General features: G+C 37.1%; 21 protein-coding genes. 3 read left to right on the forward strand and 18 right to left on the reverse strand.

The window, feature by feature from the left end:
* Window positions 1-14 precede the first annotated feature (14 nt).
* Window positions 15-908 (reverse strand): N-acetylmuramic acid 6-phosphate etherase, encoded by an 894-nt coding sequence (murQ, locus tag DIS06_RS16970; protein WP_110114423.1) that lies wholly within the window; start codon window positions 906-908, stop codon window positions 15-17.
* A gap of 462 nt (window positions 909-1,370) precedes the next feature.
* Here murQ and DIS06_RS16975 point away from each other — a divergent pair, with 462 nt between their 5' ends.
* On the forward strand, window positions 1,371-1,667 hold the full coding sequence (locus DIS06_RS16975) for a DUF3817 domain-containing protein (protein WP_110114424.1): 297 nt from the start codon (window positions 1,371-1,373) through the stop codon (window positions 1,665-1,667).
* 21 nt (window positions 1,668-1,688) lie between these two features.
* Here the strand turns inward: DIS06_RS16975 and DIS06_RS16980 are convergent, their stop codons facing one another.
* From DIS06_RS16980 to DIS06_RS20230, 8 genes are all read right to left on the reverse strand, one after another.
* Window positions 1,689-2,051 (reverse strand): DUF7674 family protein, encoded by a 363-nt coding sequence (locus DIS06_RS16980; RefSeq protein ID WP_110114425.1) that lies wholly within the window; start codon window positions 2,049-2,051, stop codon window positions 1,689-1,691.
* Between the two features lie 396 nt (window positions 2,052-2,447).
* Window positions 2,448-2,891 (reverse strand): hypothetical protein, encoded by a 444-nt coding sequence (locus tag DIS06_RS16985; RefSeq protein ID WP_110114426.1) that lies wholly within the window; start codon window positions 2,889-2,891, stop codon window positions 2,448-2,450.
* A gap of 119 nt (window positions 2,892-3,010) precedes the next feature.
* Window positions 3,011-3,892, reverse strand: coding sequence for an LCP family glycopolymer transferase (locus DIS06_RS16990; protein ID WP_110114427.1), 882 nt, complete (start codon window positions 3,890-3,892; stop codon window positions 3,011-3,013).
* A gap of 127 nt (window positions 3,893-4,019) precedes the next feature.
* Complete coding sequence (locus DIS06_RS16995; protein ID WP_162596008.1) at window positions 4,020-4,292, reverse strand: DUF2642 domain-containing protein; 273 nt, start codon at window positions 4,290-4,292, stop codon at window positions 4,020-4,022.
* A 133-nt stretch (window positions 4,293-4,425) separates the two neighbouring features.
* Window positions 4,426-4,866, reverse strand: coding sequence for a GNAT family N-acetyltransferase (locus DIS06_RS17000; protein WP_239422117.1), 441 nt, complete (start codon window positions 4,864-4,866; stop codon window positions 4,426-4,428).
* A complete protein-coding gene (locus tag DIS06_RS17005; RefSeq protein WP_110114429.1) occupies window positions 4,847-5,407 on the reverse strand; it encodes a GNAT family N-acetyltransferase in 561 nt (186 codons plus the stop codon). Before DIS06_RS17005 ends, DIS06_RS17000 begins: the two co-directional genes overlap by 20 nt.
* 143 nt (window positions 5,408-5,550) lie before the next feature.
* Window positions 5,551-5,958, reverse strand: coding sequence for a hypothetical protein (locus DIS06_RS17010; RefSeq protein ID WP_110114430.1), 408 nt, complete (start codon window positions 5,956-5,958; stop codon window positions 5,551-5,553).
* Between the two features lie 253 nt (window positions 5,959-6,211).
* Complete coding sequence (locus DIS06_RS20230) at window positions 6,212-6,355, reverse strand: hypothetical protein (protein ID WP_162596009.1); 144 nt, start codon at window positions 6,353-6,355, stop codon at window positions 6,212-6,214.
* Window positions 6,356-6,456: 101 nt separating this feature from the next.
* On the opposite strand from DIS06_RS20230, the gene DIS06_RS17015 reads away from it, so the two are divergent.
* Both DIS06_RS17015 and DIS06_RS17020 read left to right on the forward strand, forming a co-directional pair.
* Window positions 6,457-7,236, forward strand: coding sequence for an undecaprenyl-diphosphate phosphatase (locus tag DIS06_RS17015; RefSeq protein ID WP_110114431.1), 780 nt, complete (start codon window positions 6,457-6,459; stop codon window positions 7,234-7,236).
* Complete coding sequence (locus tag DIS06_RS17020) at window positions 7,237-7,563, forward strand: hypothetical protein (protein ID WP_110114432.1); 327 nt, start codon at window positions 7,237-7,239, stop codon at window positions 7,561-7,563.
* A 32-nt stretch (window positions 7,564-7,595) separates the two neighbouring features.
* Here DIS06_RS17020 and DIS06_RS17025 read toward each other — a convergent pair whose 3' ends face one another.
* The 9 genes from DIS06_RS17025 to DIS06_RS17065 all read right to left on the reverse strand — a co-directional run bounded on the left by DIS06_RS17025 (window position 7,596) and on the right by DIS06_RS17065 (window position 16,447).
* Entirely contained in the window at window positions 7,596-8,138 is a 543-nt protein-coding gene (locus DIS06_RS17025; protein WP_110114433.1) for a hypothetical protein, read from the reverse strand.
* A gap of 77 nt (window positions 8,139-8,215) precedes the next feature.
* A complete protein-coding gene (locus DIS06_RS17030; protein WP_110114434.1) occupies window positions 8,216-8,935 on the reverse strand; it encodes a hypothetical protein in 720 nt (239 codons plus the stop codon).
* Between the two features lie 25 nt (window positions 8,936-8,960).
* Window positions 8,961-9,416 carry a helix-turn-helix transcriptional regulator gene (locus DIS06_RS17035; RefSeq protein ID WP_110114435.1) on the reverse strand — a complete coding sequence of 152 codons (456 nt, stop codon included), beginning with the start codon at window positions 9,414-9,416 and terminating at the stop codon, window positions 8,961-8,963.
* Between the two features lie 889 nt (window positions 9,417-10,305).
* Window positions 10,306-11,253 carry a sensor domain-containing diguanylate cyclase gene (locus tag DIS06_RS17040; protein ID WP_110114436.1) on the reverse strand — a complete coding sequence of 316 codons (948 nt, stop codon included), beginning with the start codon at window positions 11,251-11,253 and terminating at the stop codon, window positions 10,306-10,308.
* Between the two features lie 135 nt (window positions 11,254-11,388).
* Complete coding sequence (gene qoxD, locus DIS06_RS17045) at window positions 11,389-11,691, reverse strand: cytochrome aa3 quinol oxidase subunit IV (protein ID WP_110114437.1); 303 nt, start codon at window positions 11,689-11,691, stop codon at window positions 11,389-11,391.
* Between the two features lies 1 nt (window position 11,692).
* Entirely contained in the window at window positions 11,693-12,295 is a 603-nt protein-coding gene (gene qoxC, locus DIS06_RS17050) for a cytochrome aa3 quinol oxidase subunit III (RefSeq protein WP_110114438.1), read from the reverse strand.
* On the reverse strand, window positions 12,295-14,238 hold the full coding sequence (gene qoxB / locus DIS06_RS17055) for a cytochrome aa3 quinol oxidase subunit I (RefSeq protein ID WP_110114439.1): 1,944 nt from the start codon (window positions 14,236-14,238) through the stop codon (window positions 12,295-12,297). The genes qoxC and qoxB overlap by 1 nt, the downstream gene beginning before the upstream one ends.
* Window positions 14,239-14,264: 26 nt before the next feature.
* Window positions 14,265-15,242 (reverse strand): cytochrome aa3 quinol oxidase subunit II, encoded by a 978-nt coding sequence (qoxA, locus tag DIS06_RS17060; protein WP_110114440.1) that lies wholly within the window; start codon window positions 15,240-15,242, stop codon window positions 14,265-14,267.
* A 653-nt stretch (window positions 15,243-15,895) separates the two neighbouring features.
* Complete coding sequence (locus tag DIS06_RS17065) at window positions 15,896-16,447, reverse strand: hypothetical protein (protein ID WP_110114441.1); 552 nt, start codon at window positions 16,445-16,447, stop codon at window positions 15,896-15,898.
* Window positions 16,448-16,506 lie beyond the last annotated feature (59 nt).

The raw sequence follows: 16,506 nt of genomic DNA on the forward strand, positions 1-16,506 counted from the left end.
CATCCCCCTATCTATTATTGTTGAATTGCTTTTCGCACAAATCCTTCCGACTTATCAAGTTGACGTAATGCTTCTTCATAGCTCATGTTCGTTAAGGCCATGACAATGGCTGCTTTCACATTGCCATTTGCTTGTTCAAAGTAAGAAGCGGCTGTCTCTAAGTCTAAGCCTGTCGCTTGACTAATAATTCCTTTTGCACGATGATGAAGTTTTTCATTCGTTGTTTGAACATCAACCATTAAGTTTTGATACGCTTTACCTAACCCAATCATCGTTGCTGTTGAAATCATATTCAGTAGTAGTTTTTGTGCAGTTCCTGCTTTTAAGCGAGTAGAGCCAGTTAGTACTTCATGTCCTGTTACAACTTCAATGGCATGTTGAGCATACTCACTAATGACCGCGCTTTCATTACACGCAATACTACCTGTTGTTGCACCTACTTCATTGGCGTATTGCAAAGCACCAACGACATAAGGTGTACGACCACTTGCAGCAATTCCGATGACAACATCGTGTTTTGATAGTTGAAGATTTTCTAAGTCTTGCTTTCCAGCTTCTTTTGAATCTTCTGCGCCTTCAACAGCTTCTGTAAATGCCTTTTGACCACCTGCAATTACGCCAACGACTAAATGAGGTGAAACACCAAACGTTGGAGGACACTCAGCAGCATCGAGTACACCTAGTCTGCCACTTGTACCTGCACCAATGTAAATTAATCGTCCACCTTGTTTAATGGAAGCAATGGTTTTAGTTACCACTTGTTCAATCGTTGGAATGACTTTGCTAATCGCTTCTGGCACAGTGCGATCTTCTGCATTCATCGTTTGCAGAATGTCAAACACACTCATTTCGTCTAGATTCATTGTGTTTTTGTTGCGTTGCTCAGTTGCTAATTTCTCTAGATTCATGATTTCCCCTACTTTTTTAGAATATATAAGATTAATAGTGCTTACTTCAACAAAAGAAAGCCCTTACTTATTGAAGTTGTTTTCATTATACGCCACAAAGAAATAAAATATCAATATTTTTTATTAATAATTGAAATTTTATTTCATACAATGAAAATGGACGTTAGAAAAAGAACGTTTAGATGGGACACCACTTTCTCTTGATCTATTAAAATGGTTAAATTCCATAAAAAAATGTGATAGAGTACATGAGATAAGAGGTTCTTTTCCTAGTTTGACTCAGCCCTTTATCTCCTCTGTTTTATGTGTCTAAATAAGGACAAATTGTGAAATTTCATTTTAAACTCCCTATTCGTTGTTGCGTGCATTGTATCTATGGTAGAATAACGTTGATTTTTATCGTCAAAACTTGTATTCAATGTATCTTGAAATCTATTTATTTTCGTAACAGGAGGAACACCTATGACATTCAGCTCGACCATTGGACGACTTCGGTTAGTCGGCTTATTAGAAGGAATCTCTTATTTAGTACTGCTGTTTCTTGCGATGCCATTAAAATATTTTATGGACATTCCTGAAGCCGTATCCATCGTAGGTGCTGCTCACGGTGCTTTATTTGTTGCTTACGTCTTAGCCATTGCACATGTTCAAATTGCTCATCGCTGGTCATTATGGCATTCGATTAAAGCATTTATCGCTGCGTTTATTCCATTTGCTACATTTATTTTGGACAAAGAATGGAAAAAAGAACAAAAATAAGAAGGAGCTGTCGGCTCCTTCTTATTTTTGTTCTGCGAAATCTTGAATCGTTTTCCACCATTTATAAGAGTTCGGTTTGAGCAATCGACCAATTTCCTCAGCGTCAATATGTTGTTCTGGCAAGATTCGGTTCATCGTCTCAAACAGTCCAATTGTGACTGCCTCTTTGACATGCGCTTCGCCTTCGACGTATAGACGCTCAATCAGGTTGAAAACATCACGTTCTTTTTCAAGTTGATGGTTATATTGAAGTGAAATAAGGTGAGAAGCAAATCGAGTAAGCTCGTGGACAAGCACCTCTTTATCGGTTACTTCTGTGACATTAGGGTCATAAGATGGACACGCTTCTTTTAATAATGAGATGACTTCTTCTTTTGTAATCATCGTTTGTTCCCCTTTCTCAGTAACAAATGCTTGTTCGATTATTATATCTCTATCATACCACTACTTTCAAATAATCAACCTTTACAACTTCGTTAAAAGTGTTACAGTTCTTCCAATGGTCTTATATAAGACTTTTTTGTTACTTGATCGTGTCACACGCTCGCTTCTATCAACAGAACGCATTAATAGTTCTATGTTGACAAACAAAAACGAAGTGGAAAAAGAGCTATCATTTAATTCTTGAAGAACAGTTGCGATGATAACGGAAAGTTTTACAATTTTATATACATGAACAGATTGCTTGAAGTATAGAGAGGGATTTTTCAGATATATCCTTTTAACAATGAGAGGCTAGACCATTGCAGAATTTACCTGCATGGATCTAGCCTCTCATTATTAAGCACTCACTGTCGTTAACGTTGCAACAATTGCAATAATAGGGAAAGCTGAAATAAGTGCCATTTCGATGAACATAAATTTTGTAAGGAACGAATTGAATCGTGTGTCACTTTGACGACTTAGTACAGATTGGTTTGTTTGAAACACCATAAAGACCGTTCCAATCCATACAATAACCGCAACTGTCAATGGTTCGAAGCTCACATTTTCCGCTGCCTCCATCCCCATAAAACCAATCACAACAAGAATAAGTGGTACAATTTCTAAAACGGCGTGTTTAATAAAGAATGGTGTCTGTTCTTTAATAAGCTTTTTATATACCTCGTCTTCTTCTCCACCCTCGGCAATGATGTTTTCAACGCGTTGCATGGTGCTACGATAAATAAATAACATCCCAACCGTTGCAATCACAGCGGCTAAAACGAAATACCAAACAACCATATAACAACCTCCCTTTCTCCTCTTGTTTGAGTCTATCTTATAGTGTGTTGACGTACACATTCTGTACCATCTTACCCGATATGTACGGATGACTCAATACGGAATTGGAAGGTTCTTATTTATTGTTTGATCGTGGTTTCATATTCATATTGCATCATCGTACTCACATGTTCTTTTTCTTTTGCATCAATGAAGTAGTACCAGATTCCGTCCATCATCTGAACTTCTCCCTTTGCAACAACGGGTTCAATGGTTGGCACTCCGTTTTTAACCATCTGATAGACCATGATCATATCGCTCATCCCAACGTTCGTATCCACTTCGTTTTTGGCTACTGTCAGTAACTCTGGAAGGTGTGTCACTAAGTCAGTATCCAACACTTTTGCTAGCATCGCTTTTAGTACTTCACGTTGACGCTTATTCCTTCCTAAGTCGCCTTCAGGATCTTCTTTACGCATGCGTACATAGGCTAACGCTTCCTCACCATTTAATGTAAGGTTCCCCTTCTCAAACGTGTGCTGTTGAAACGTAAACGTAAATTCATTTTCAACTTCAATGCCACCTAAGATGTTCACAATGTCTTTAAAGCCGTTCATATCTATTTTCATATAATAATCAACAGGAATATGTAAAAACTTCTCCACTGTCTGTACCGTCATATCGATGCCACCATATGCGTATGCATGATTGATTTTTTCATACGTTCCTTTTCCAACAATTTCAGCACGCGTGTCTCTTGGAATTTGCAAAAGCCTTGCTTCATTAGTAGTAGGATTAACACTTGCGAGCATTAAGACATCGGAACGACCTTTATCATGATCACGTTCATCTACTCCCATCAATAACATGGTAAAAGGCTTGGAAACTGACTTTTGTGATTCGTTCTTTTCTGTATGATGTTGACTTTCTGTTGAAGCTTCTTTTTCATTGACTAAAAATAAAACGGTTAGTGCTGTCGCGACAAGTACACAAATGGATAGCCATGAATGATATCGTTTCATAAGCTCACGCCCTTCTAAACCTTTTTACTTCATCTATTGGTTTAGAACGGTGTTTTCATACCTCACTTTCATACAAAAAAGAGCACAACCTTGACGTTGTGCTCTTTCTATACCGTTATATCAATTGTTACTGAGGTTTAATCCATACAATTTCAGCGATTCGAATGAAAAAGGATTTACCAGAAGACTCCACAACGACATGGTCACGTTGGATATCAACAACTTTTCCACTTACTTGTCCTTTTGTCGTTTGAAAAGTAGCTTTCTTTCCTTTTAGTGTGTTTAATACACGCACAACCTCTGCATCGACTGGTGACACTTGAATCGGTTGACCTTTAATACTAATAGGAAATGCTTGATCTGTTAATCCTCTTAATAACTCTCGAAGACGATCAGTCATAATGTTCATCACCTCACTTCTCTATTAATCTATGAAAAAATTAATAGAGTTGTGAGGGACAAGCGTTGAATTTTAGTAAAATGGGGCTCTTTTTAAGAAATCGATTTAAACACAACTTCCTTTCGAAAAGAGCCTACTTTAATGACTTTAAAAACACATAACTTGGACGTGTATAATCCATTTTTTCTTCATAAAATCGATGAGCATCAACGCGGTGATTAGCCGACGATAATGCTACATGCATACAATTGTTCTCTTTTCCCCATTGTTCAACGAATGAAAGTAGCTGTTCACCATACCCTTTTGAACGATGGTCATCGCTTGTGACTAAATCATACACGTAGACGTGACGGCCATAATAAAGGTTGGTGACGATAATCACTCCGGCTACAGCAACAACCTCGTCTTCTTCATATAAAGCAAATAATTGATAGCCTTCTTGTTTCATTTCTCCAACAGTTTGTAAAAACGTGTCCTCCGTTAAATGCGGTCGAAGCTGACGCATAACTGGAAATGCTTTTACTACTTCTTCTGTAGACAATAATTGTTTTATGTTAACTAATTCTTGATTCACTTTCGGTTTCCCCTTTCAATTTGTACCATTCATCTTCTAACATACTCATTTCAATTAAACTCCAATAAGTGTCATCCATTTTTCGGATATCACGAAACAGCCCTTCTTTTACAAACCCCACTTTTTCATAGGCCTGAACAGCTTCCTTATTAAAATCAAATACACCTAATGAAATACGATGTAATCCAAGCTCTTCAAAGCCAAACTTCATCATTTCCTTCATCATTGCTTGCCCGTATCCTTTTCCTCTTGCTTCTTTTTCTCCTACTAATACACGACCAATTCGACCTGATCCATTATCATGTTGTACTTGCATAATCGAGATATGACCAATTGTTTGACGAGTTTGTGGATCGACAACCGCAAAAATATACCGATCCGAACCAGCTACATTGGCTCCTTTTACATAGTTTTTTAACTGTTTTTTTGTTAGTGGATATGTAAAACTGGTGCCACCCCATTGCATCGCAAATTCTTTTGAAGGAATCCAGTCGATTAGTTGCTGAAAGTCTTTTTTTGTAAATTCACGCAAAATCACCATCGCATATCCTCCTTTTATAGCCTTTGTTACATCTATAAGTATCTAAATTTTTAGAATATATGCTATTTTATCAAATTTTTCATTTAGTTGGCAATGAGATAGACAAAAAGACCACTCGCGTTATCGTGGCAAGTGGTCTTGTTTCATAATTTTAATTCTTGCTTTAGTTTTGTAACATCATGTGAAAACTCAAAGAAAAATGAGCGGTTTTCATTATCAAAAACCATTAGTATTGGTTCTTGGTCCTTGCTAATGACAATGATTACTTCGCTTGTTAACACATCAATCCCTGTTGCTTTTACAGGAATGGCTGGATCAAGAGGTACTTTTACAAGGTAACCCGTTTTAGGAATAGGGCTTACTTTTTTAAAAATACCTGTCATTGATTTCACACTTTTTTGTGCTTCAGCTTGAAGAGTCGGTGTCATTGCGACCGATTTTTCCACTTTCCCCTTTTCAATGTTAAACACTTCTACCTTAGGCGTTTGAGCGTAGACAGTAGAACAAACGAATAACATGAATAGAAGTGCGATACTTGTTTTTTTTATCATATACAACACCTCATTTATCAGTATGAGCGAGGGCTATATGCATTATGCTTCTTTACGACTACCACTTTGTGTCAGTCTACTGTAAAAATGTTGTAACGACCATCATAACGAGGCCAAATAGAACGGCAACTCTTTTGGTCGTTTTGTTCGTTGATGGTCGTAAAAACAAACTAATCACAAAGCCAATGGGTAAAACAAAGCCATTGAACGTGAACGTAAAGCTACCAAGCAAATAATACCCAATAAGCTTCGGCTATAGATAAATCTCTTCTTCGTCACGATTGTAATGAAGCAATAAAAAGCCAAGAATGACAACTAAAAAGATAATCATCATTGCACCTCTCTTTGCTTGTTTATATGAATCGTCAAAACCGAAAAACATTCTCTGTTTTTTCATGTTTATTCACATTCTTATAAGAAACAACCCTTTTCATGTCATGTTTTTAGACTTGTCTCGATAAGATAGTGTAAAAGGACATGTACAATGGAGGTGAGAGGATGTCATGGTTTGAAGCCTTTATTTTAGGAATTATTCAAGGGTTAACGGAGTTTTTACCTATTAGTAGTACGGGGCATTTATACTTAGGAAGACATGTATTTGGACTCGATGAAGCAGGTTTATATTTAGATACGATGCTTCATATTGGCACGCTCATTGCTGTGTTTGTTTTTTATAAGCGAGAGTTTTTGCATATTCTTAGGAAGCCATTTAGCAAATTAACGTTTCTTTTAATCGTCGGAACCATTCCAGCTGTTGTGATTGGCTTAGCGTTTAAAGATTACTTTGAAGGCATTTCGAAAACGGGGGTAACAATTGGATGGGAGTTTTTAGCGACAGGTTTGTTTTTATGGTTTGCTGATGGCATTAAGAACGGCTATAAAAAGATGGATGACATTTCATATGGTGATGCACTTTTTATCGGTACGTTTCAAGCCGCTGCCATTTTCCCTGCTGTATCGCGCTCCGGTTTAACTATTGCTGCCGCGTTAATACGAAAGTTAGACCGTGAAACAGCTGCGTATTTTTCATTTTTACTTTCGACACCGGCCATTTGCGGAGCAGTCATCCTTCAATTAAGTGATGTTGTAACAGGTCACGCAGAGCGAATTTCGTTCTTCTCTCTTTTTATCGCAACATTATCGGCTGCCATTTTCGGTTACATCGCGGTGAAATGGATGATTAATTATTTAAAAAAACGTTCACTCAAAGTGTTTGCTGTGTACGTGTGGGTTCTTGGAATTATCGTACTCGCTTGTCAATATACGGGGGTATTTTAAATGAAACGAAATCAAAAAATGGTAACCGGTGTATTCCTTCTTGTGATTGTCATCGCACTTGGCTTTTTTGACGCTCATTCGTGGAGTGCCTTAGACCAGCCAAAACCATTGATGGCAGAAGAAGAAACCATTATGGTGTCAAATGAAGAAAAACCTGAAGAACAAACAATTGAATTTGAACAAGTTCTTGTTCATAAAGAAGAAGTCGATGGGTACCTTGTAGAGACTTATCAAGAGCATGAAATCGTACGAGACAAAGACGGTGAACTTATTGACTTGGTTCCAACGGACCATTATGATTATATTCGCTATAAACTAAATGAGTAAGTAGCAAAGAAAAGCCAAACGAGTTCGTCTAGTCATGACCGATTCGTTTGGCTCTTCTTTTGTTGCACTAGTCGAAAGATGTCTTTGTACAAGTTGTTTAACTCTTTTTCATTTTTGGCTTTAAAACCCCACGTCTCAAACGTTGACGAAGATTTTTTCATACGTCCGTATGCATATGTAACATCGTCGCTAGTTGGTTGATTGCTGTAGATCAACGATTGATCGGACTTTGTATAATACGGTTGATTGACCCCTACATAAAAGACAGGAATCTTAACGGTGGCAAAGAACTGAGCGTACTTTGGCTTTTCAGCCTCATTTACCTGTTCAGCAGTAATTAAAATCGCATCTAATGACAAAGATTGTTCCATTATTAATTCATCGAGTGCTATCACTTTCATTGTGACGCCGCTTACTTCAACATCAGGCTCCTCTCCAACTACTCCAATGGTGATTGGCATTGACAAAGCACTTGCTTGAAGGACGGTGAAATGGTTGTTTAAACGTGGTAAACAACCTGCGCTAATCGTAAAAACCAACACAGAGATACACGCAATAATAAGTTTCCTATTCATACTTTTTCTTCCTTCATCTACATAATATTGGATTTAGTATACCTCTAATTAAATCGAAAATAAACGGTAAACATTTCCTATCCCTCTTTTACCGTTCCTATAATGGTTCCGTCTATTTTTGCTTCGCTAAGGAATCCTTCTTTATCAAAGTAAAACACCTGTGCTTGCTCATCAAACTCTTTCATCGTTTTGATTGGTTTATCTGTATAAATACTGATGTTATATTGACTTTTATCTTTGTTTTCAAAAGAAAAGGTGGTCTCTTCAATGTTTCGTTGTTGATTCATTTGAACAATATCAATCATTTGTTGTTTACGCTTCTGATCATTTTTCCACGTTTCTTTAAATGTAATAAAAACACTTAAAGATGACTTTACTTCTTTATAGGAAGGGATAGGGTGTGTAATGTTTAATTCTTCATCTACTCCGTGTACAGGCGATATTGAAATGACCACGTCTTCTCCTAGTTTTTCTTTCACAAGCGGTGTGAGTTCTGTTTCTGCTTGTTTCACCCACCATTCTTCAACAAAACTACTTGCCACATAGCCATTTTTCATCTTTTCAGCGTAAAAACGTTTATCTGGATGGCCTTTCGGATAGTAACTACCACCATATGATCCAAATTTCCAATTATACAAAGGTTCCACTAACACAAATTCTAGGTTATGTCGGTTTTCTAAGTACGTTTTCATTTCTGCTGCTTCTTTAGTCAATTTCACTTGATGTCGAATCGATAGCACACTTATCGTCACGAAGATTGTTAGCAGAACCACGAAAACAATGTTACGCTTTTTCACGTTTCTCTTCCCCCTTTGTATATCACTATTCTCCTTCTGTTAATTCACGAAAGCGGTCTATGCTGTCATCTTCATCAAATGAACTGAACCAACGATAATCTTCTTCATCTAAAATACGGTAATGCTGACTGATGTAATTTTGCTGGAGACGAAATCGCCCTGCTTTTTTCACTTCACGCCACCATACATGTCCTCCCATCGTTTTATCTTTACGACGATCAAGGCCATCATGCGCAATTGTTTCAATGATTTCAAGCGGATCGTTTCCTAATACAGAATGAAGCACTTCGCTGTCTCGAAATAATGCACAGACTGCTACGGCATTTGTCCATCCCGCTTGTGTACGGCCCTTTTCAATTTGAACGAGTGTTTTTTTAGAGATCCCTATTACCTCGGCCATCTTCTCTTGTGAATATCCTTTTTCTGTACGAACTAATTTGATCTTATCAGAAACGAGTTGAATAACTTTTTCTTTTTTCATAACAAGCTCCTTTATGTACTTTTTATCTCTATAGTGTAATTTTACACTATATTATACATTTATGCTACTATTCAACAATTATGTACGGTCTACCATTTCCTGTTTTCATTGAATTTGGCATGAACCTTTCTTTTAAAAAAGCTTGTGAAACGATTAACCCTTTTCTTAATAAGAACTACGTTGGAATGATAGCGAATACAGAAACGAGGATTGAACTACTCCCACTTTCACAAAAAAAAATCCACTATTCTTTAAGAAATAGCGGATTTTTTTAAACGATTTAACTTGCCCAACACCTTTTTAATAGCTTGTACATATACTGATAGCGACATAAAAAGAAAGGAGTTGATTGTTGATTATGATTCCTTGTTACTCATACGGTCACGGCTTCAACTGTTGCACTCCTGCGGTTATTGTACCGACACCTACTTGTCCTACTACTCCTATTTACTATGTAAAACCTATCAATTTATGCTCTTGTAGCTGCAGTTGCGGTAGAAAAGGCTCTACGAAACCAAAAAAGAAAAAGAAATAGTATGTATCATAAAATGCTTTTGTTGAGGCTGGAACATAAGTGTTTCAGCCGATAAGATACCCGAACTATTTATAGTTATATTCTATTAATAGTTCGGATTTTTTGATTAAAAACAAAGTTTAAAAGAATAGTGGAATGGAGCGCCGGACACTCGACTCCTGCGGGAAATAGAGGAAAGGCTGAGACTCCGCAGGAACGATGAGGCTCAAGTTCCTCCCCGCAAAAAGCGAGTAGCTGCAGTGAAATGGAACGAACTTGTTGTTGTAACATCACGATGACAGAAACGTTCTTGTACGTTTTTGAGTAGGAATCATTTCATTATGTCCCACTCTCTTTTTGATACGCGACCATTCTTTAAGCATGATAAAAACAGTACTGATTTTTCCCTTGTTTTTTCACTTTATAAAGAGCTTGATCGGCTTCACGTAATAAAGAGGATATACTTTTTTCTCGTCCTTTATAACGTGTAATACCGATGCTTGTGGCCAATTCAATGGTCGAAAAATCCGAATAAGGTTCTTTGATAGCAGTCAGAATACGGCATGCAATTTGCTCAGCTTCCTCTGTTTTCGTTAGCCCGGGAAACCACACAACAAATTCATCTCCACCTAAACGAACCGCAATATCAGTTGAGCGAATTTGCTGTTTAATTCGTTTAGCCACTTCTTTTAACACAAAATCACCAACTTCATGTCCGAGTGTGTCATTAATCTGTTTAAAATGATCAAGATCTAAAAACATTATTGTGCCTTCATCTTGTTCGTGAACGTTTTGTTCAAATTGCGTATAAAGAAAATGGCGGTTATACAATCTTGTTAATGTATCAAGTACAGCTATCTCATTTAACTCCAGCACATACATAAAAAACTGAGCAAGTCGTTCAAATGTTTCAACGTCACTTTCTGTAAAAACAGAAGGCTTCGAATCGACTGCACAAAGAGTGCCAAAAATATCGCCACTCTTCATATAAATAGGCACACCCATGTATGAACCTATATTTGCTTCTTCAATGACAGATTTGTCACAAGGAAGAAATTGCTTTTTCATATCATTAATTAACATTGGTTCTCGTTCTGCGAATACAAATTGACAAACAGAATCTTTTAAATCAATGGTCATTCCTTCAGTTATTTGACAACCTGTTTTATTGTCTTTTAATTTCAATACAGAAAATGTTTCATCTGTAATTCGTCCTAAAAAGATCATTTTTCCAACCATATATGTATTCACAAGTTCTAATAAATCAGCTGTCGCTTCTTCAAAGCTTTTGTAATTTGAGCTCTTTTCTCTAAATACCATCATCTCACCTTCCTACTTTTACTTACTCCCAAATCTTTCAACATCTTCTTATATAGTAGCATACTTCGTTTCTTTCTAGATGTGTCATATGTCATCACTTACACAAAAAACCGCCCCTAAAAAGGACGGTTTTTCATCTTAATGGTTAAAGTGATCGGCTAAAATCCACAATGAACCAACAACAATACAGATTGCAATAAAGAAACTGTATAGCATGTTTGCGATCTGAATTTTTCCGTTTTCGCCTTCTGCCATATGCATGAACATGACTAACTGCATCACTGCTTGTAAAATCGCTAACACCATGATAAGGACCATTGTAATTCCTTTTGATAAAGGAGCTAGCACAACAAGCCCTAGAGCTGCGAATGTTAATGCTAATGAAAGGATAAGTCCAAACACATGGCTAAGCGGAAAGCCAGCTTTTTGGTTGTTTTCCATATTACAACAATCCTTTCAAGTAAACTAGTGTGAAAATGAAAATCCAAACAACATCTAAGAAGTGCCAGTATAAACCGATGATGAACACTTTACGTGCTGTAACCGGCGTTAATCCACGCTTCACCAACTGGATAATCACAAGAATCGCCCATGCAATACCCATTGTTACGTGAAGACCGTGTGTTCCAAGTAACGTAAAGAACGCTGACCCGAATCCACTTGTTTGAATCGTTAATCCTTCATGTACGTAATGAATGAACTCAGCAATCTCAACGTATAAGAATCCTGCACCAAGTAAAAGGGTAATCACAAACCATGTCAGTAATCCTTTTAAATCGTTATTACGCATTTTAAAAATCGCAATACCCATTGTAAAACTACTTACTAAAAGTAAGATCGTTTCAATCATAAAGTCTTTCACGATGAACAAGTCAGCTTGGGTAGGACCCATCGCTGTTCTTGTTTCATACGTTAAATACGTGACAAATAGCGTCGCAAATAGGGCAATCTCCGCTCCTAGGAATAGCCAGAAGCCTAGGATGTTCATACGACTTTGTTCTTGTTGGTACTCAAGAGGTAATGAAGTATCTAATTTCCCAGCCATTATTTGTCACCTCCCGTAATACCTTCGATTTTTTTCACTTCATCTACACTTACGTAGAATCCATCGTCATAATCAAATGAGCGTACAGCTAAACAGATTAAAATACCTGCTAATGCTGCAATTGCAATACCAAACCAGCTCCATACAAGTGCGAAACCACCGACGAACCAGAAAGCACCAGAGATGAATGGAACACCAGAATTACTTGGCATATGGATTGGTTTTAAATCTTCAACTTTTAATTTATCTTGACCTGTTTTCTTCATGTGCCAGAAGAAGTCTAAACGGTCAACTGTTGGTACTTTTGCAAAGTTATAAAATTGAACCGGTGATTGTGTCCAGAACTCAAGTGTACGAGCATCCCACGGATCACCTGTTGTATCACGCTCACCGTATTTAATACTCCAAATGATGTTCCATACGATGATTAAGAATCCAATACCCATTAAGAAGGCACCCACTGTTGCTGTCATGTTTAGTCCAGTCCATCCAAGGTCACCTGAGTATGTTTGCATACGACGCGTCATACCGTCTAGACCTAGGAAGTACATTGGGAAGAAACATACATTAAATCCAACAACGAAAATCCAGAATGAAAGCTTTCCTAACTTCTCGTTTAACATATGACCAAACATTTTTGGATACCAGTAGTATAAACCTGCGAAACAAGCAAATACCGTACCCGAAATTAGTACATAGTGGAAATGAGCAATTAAGAAATAACTGTTGTGATATTGATAATCTGCTGTTGCCATTGCAAGCATAACCCCTGTTACCCCACCGGCAACGAAGTTTGGAATGAATGCTAATGACCAAAGCATTGACGTTGTAAATTTAATTCGACCTTTATAAAGCGTAAATAGCCAGTTAAAGATTTTAACTCCTGTTGGTACGGCAATTAACATCGTTGAAATAGAGAAGAACGAGTTAACTGCTGGTGCGTTACCCATTGTAAAGAAGTGATGCACCCATACGATGTAACTTAAAAATGCAATTCCGACCATTGAGTAAACCATCGCTTTGTAACCAAATAGGTTTTTACGTGCGTGTGTACTAATGATCTCAGAGAAAATACCGAATGCCGGTAAAATAACGATATATACTTCAGGGTGACCCCAAATCCAGAATAAGTTACTCCAGAACATTGGTAACCCGTCGTTTGCGACTGTAAAGAATGCTCCACCAAAAATACGGTCAATTGTCATAAGTGCTAATGCAACTGTTAATACAGGGAAAGCAAAAATGATAATGATTGACGTAATTAACACTGACCATGTGAACATTGGCATCATCATTAACTTCATGCCTGGTGCACGCATTTTTAAAATGGTCACTAAGAAGTTAATCCCTGTTAAAAGTGTACCAATCCCAGAAATTTGCAACGCAATTGCGTAGTAGTTATTGTTTACGCCATCTGTGTACTCTGTTCCAGCGTAAGGGAAGTAACTCGTCCACCCAGCATCAGGTGAACCACCGATAACGAATGCAATGTTAAAGAGCATCGCACCCATTAAAAATGTCCAGAAACTGACTGCGTTTAAGAACGGATATGCAACGTCACGCGCTCCAATTTGAAGCGGTACAATCACGTTCATTAAACCAATTAAAAATGGCATTGCCATGAAAAGAATCATGATTACACCATGTGCTGAGAATACCTCATTGTAATGGTGTGCGTTTAAAATATTTAGTTCTGGTAACGCTAATTGCATACGAATCATTAGCGCGTCGACCCCACCGCGGAATAACATTAATAGTGCAGCGAGGATATACATGATACCTAATTTTTTATGGTCAACCGTTGTTAGCCATTCTGTCCATAACCATTTCCATTTTTTGAAATATGTCAAAACGAAAACGATACCGATGATCGACATAACAATCGCAACATCTGCAGCATAGATGGCTGGTTCACCAGTGACGAAAAATTCATCCCATTTCATCTATTTATCCTCCAATCATTTACGCTTTAGTGACTGCTATGGTCTTTGTGGTCTTCATGGTCTTCTTCTTTTTCTTTGTCATCTCCATGACTTCCGTGACTACCATGACCACCGTGACCTTTGTTTTGTCCACGCTCATCAACTTTACCTGGAATGTAAGCATCTGTTGCGTGGTTAACCCAGTCTAAGTGCGTGTTGTTAAATGTCATGCGACCAACAACACCTGGTTCTAATAATTGATCATACTTTTCTTCTGTTAATGGTTCAGCTGTATTTTTCACATCTGATACCCATTGCTCGTAGTCTTCATCAGTCATTGCTTGCACTTCAAATTCCATATCAGTAAAGTGCTCACCTGAATAGTTTCCACTACGTCCCATGTAAGAACCTGGGTTATCAGCTTGTAAATATAAATCCATTGCCATGTTGTTCATGTTGTATTTCATTCCGCCAAGCTCTGGTACCCAGAATGCATTCATCGGACCAGCTGACGTTAACTCGAAGCGAATAGGTGTATCTTCTGGAATGTTAACGTAGTTGACAGTTTCAATGTTTTCTTCAGGATAACTGAAAATCCATTTCCAGTTCGCTGATGTTACATGAATTGTAATTGGTTCTCTTTGTTCTTGCCCTTCAGCAGCAGCTGGCGGCTTTTCTAATTCGTAGATTGATTGAACCGTTGGAATCGCTAATAAAATTAAAATGATAACCGGGAATGCTGTCCAAATGATCTCCATTAAAAGGTTACCCTCTTGCTCTGGTGGCTCATAGTCCATGTTATCCGGTCTTTCACGATATTTAATAAGTACAAATGCAAAAATTGCAAAGACAACTACAATAACAATCAACATTAACCAAAATGACCATACAATCAAATCAGCTTGATTTTTTGCAACTGGCCCTTGCGGATTTAAAACAGCTAAGTCTGAACATCCACTTAAAATCAGTAGAGACAGTGAAGAAAGTAATGCTGTTAATCTCCAAAAACCTTTTGTCGGCTTCACTAAAAACTCTCCTTTCCAAAACACAAATTCTACTCAAATGTTAAATGTAAGAAACCTACATTCTCTAACATATAGAATGTAAAGTTTACGATTAATTAAGCCTTCAATCTACAACAAAGAAAAATTATACTATACAATTTAAATTGTAATACAAGATACAATTTTTTTCGTCATATTCTATTAAAATCATTTAATAAAAATATACTAATATAGTAATAATTTAACTGCAGACGAAGGTTACCCTGCCACTGGCATATTCTAGCACACTTTTTTTCAGTAATAAATGTAAATAACAGGATTTACACGGTAAAACCCGTCAAAACCGGTTTGTTATTCCAAGAAAACGTTATCTAAAAGCGTTATCATCCCTTTTATATCAACGAAATATAACATTATTGAACGTTTTGTGACAAAAAATAAACAGATTTTTGAACAGATAAAATGACACAGAAATGACACTTTTCACCATCAACAAAGCCGCTATTTTCCTCGTTTTTTCTCCTATATATTCTTATGTTTAGAAAAGATTTTACATACAAAAAAACCGACATGCCCCATGTCGATTTTCTGAACAAATAAAGATATAAAATGTTTTACTTATCTTCCTCTTGTGATACGTGAATGTTAGGCAGCAGAAAATGTTTCACCGATTTTTATTGCTGTTTCATCCACGTTTGAAGCGTCACATCGTCTCCTTCAGCATTCAAGAGCGTAATATCTGCTGGAAAAGTACGTTTAACTTCTTCGGTAATCTTTTCATATAGAATAAAGTAATCAGTATTTGGAACGCGTAAGTCAAACGAATAGTTATCTTCAGGTAATCGTGCTTTTAATCGGTAAATGTCATTGTTAGGGTTTTGTCCAACAAAGATGCCATATAACCCTTTGTTTGTTTCAATATCATCGTAGTCTACTAGATTATTCACACGACTGCTCACAACAATTTTCAACTTCTGATTCCAACCTTTTTTTAAAATTGCATAGCCTCCAATTTCGTTAGGTAATGCATACAAAGCAATATATGTATTTGAGTTTCCAACTTGCTGAAAATCTTGCACCTTCAAATCAATTTGCTCTCTCGTATTATCTCGATTTTCCCAATGTGTAAGTTCTTGTTCAATTGCTTTCACTTCATATGGAATTTGGTATTGGATGTATTGGTACGCAACGATCACTATTCCAACAACAAGTATAAACGCAATCATTCTTCCTACTTTTCGAATAAACCTTCACCTTCCTCAATCTTCAACTCCCCTATTGTTTA

The organism is Bacillus sp. CGMCC 1.16541 (genome assembly GCF_003184905.1).
Classification (GTDB): Bacteria; Bacillota; Bacilli; order Bacillales; family Bacillaceae_H; genus Priestia.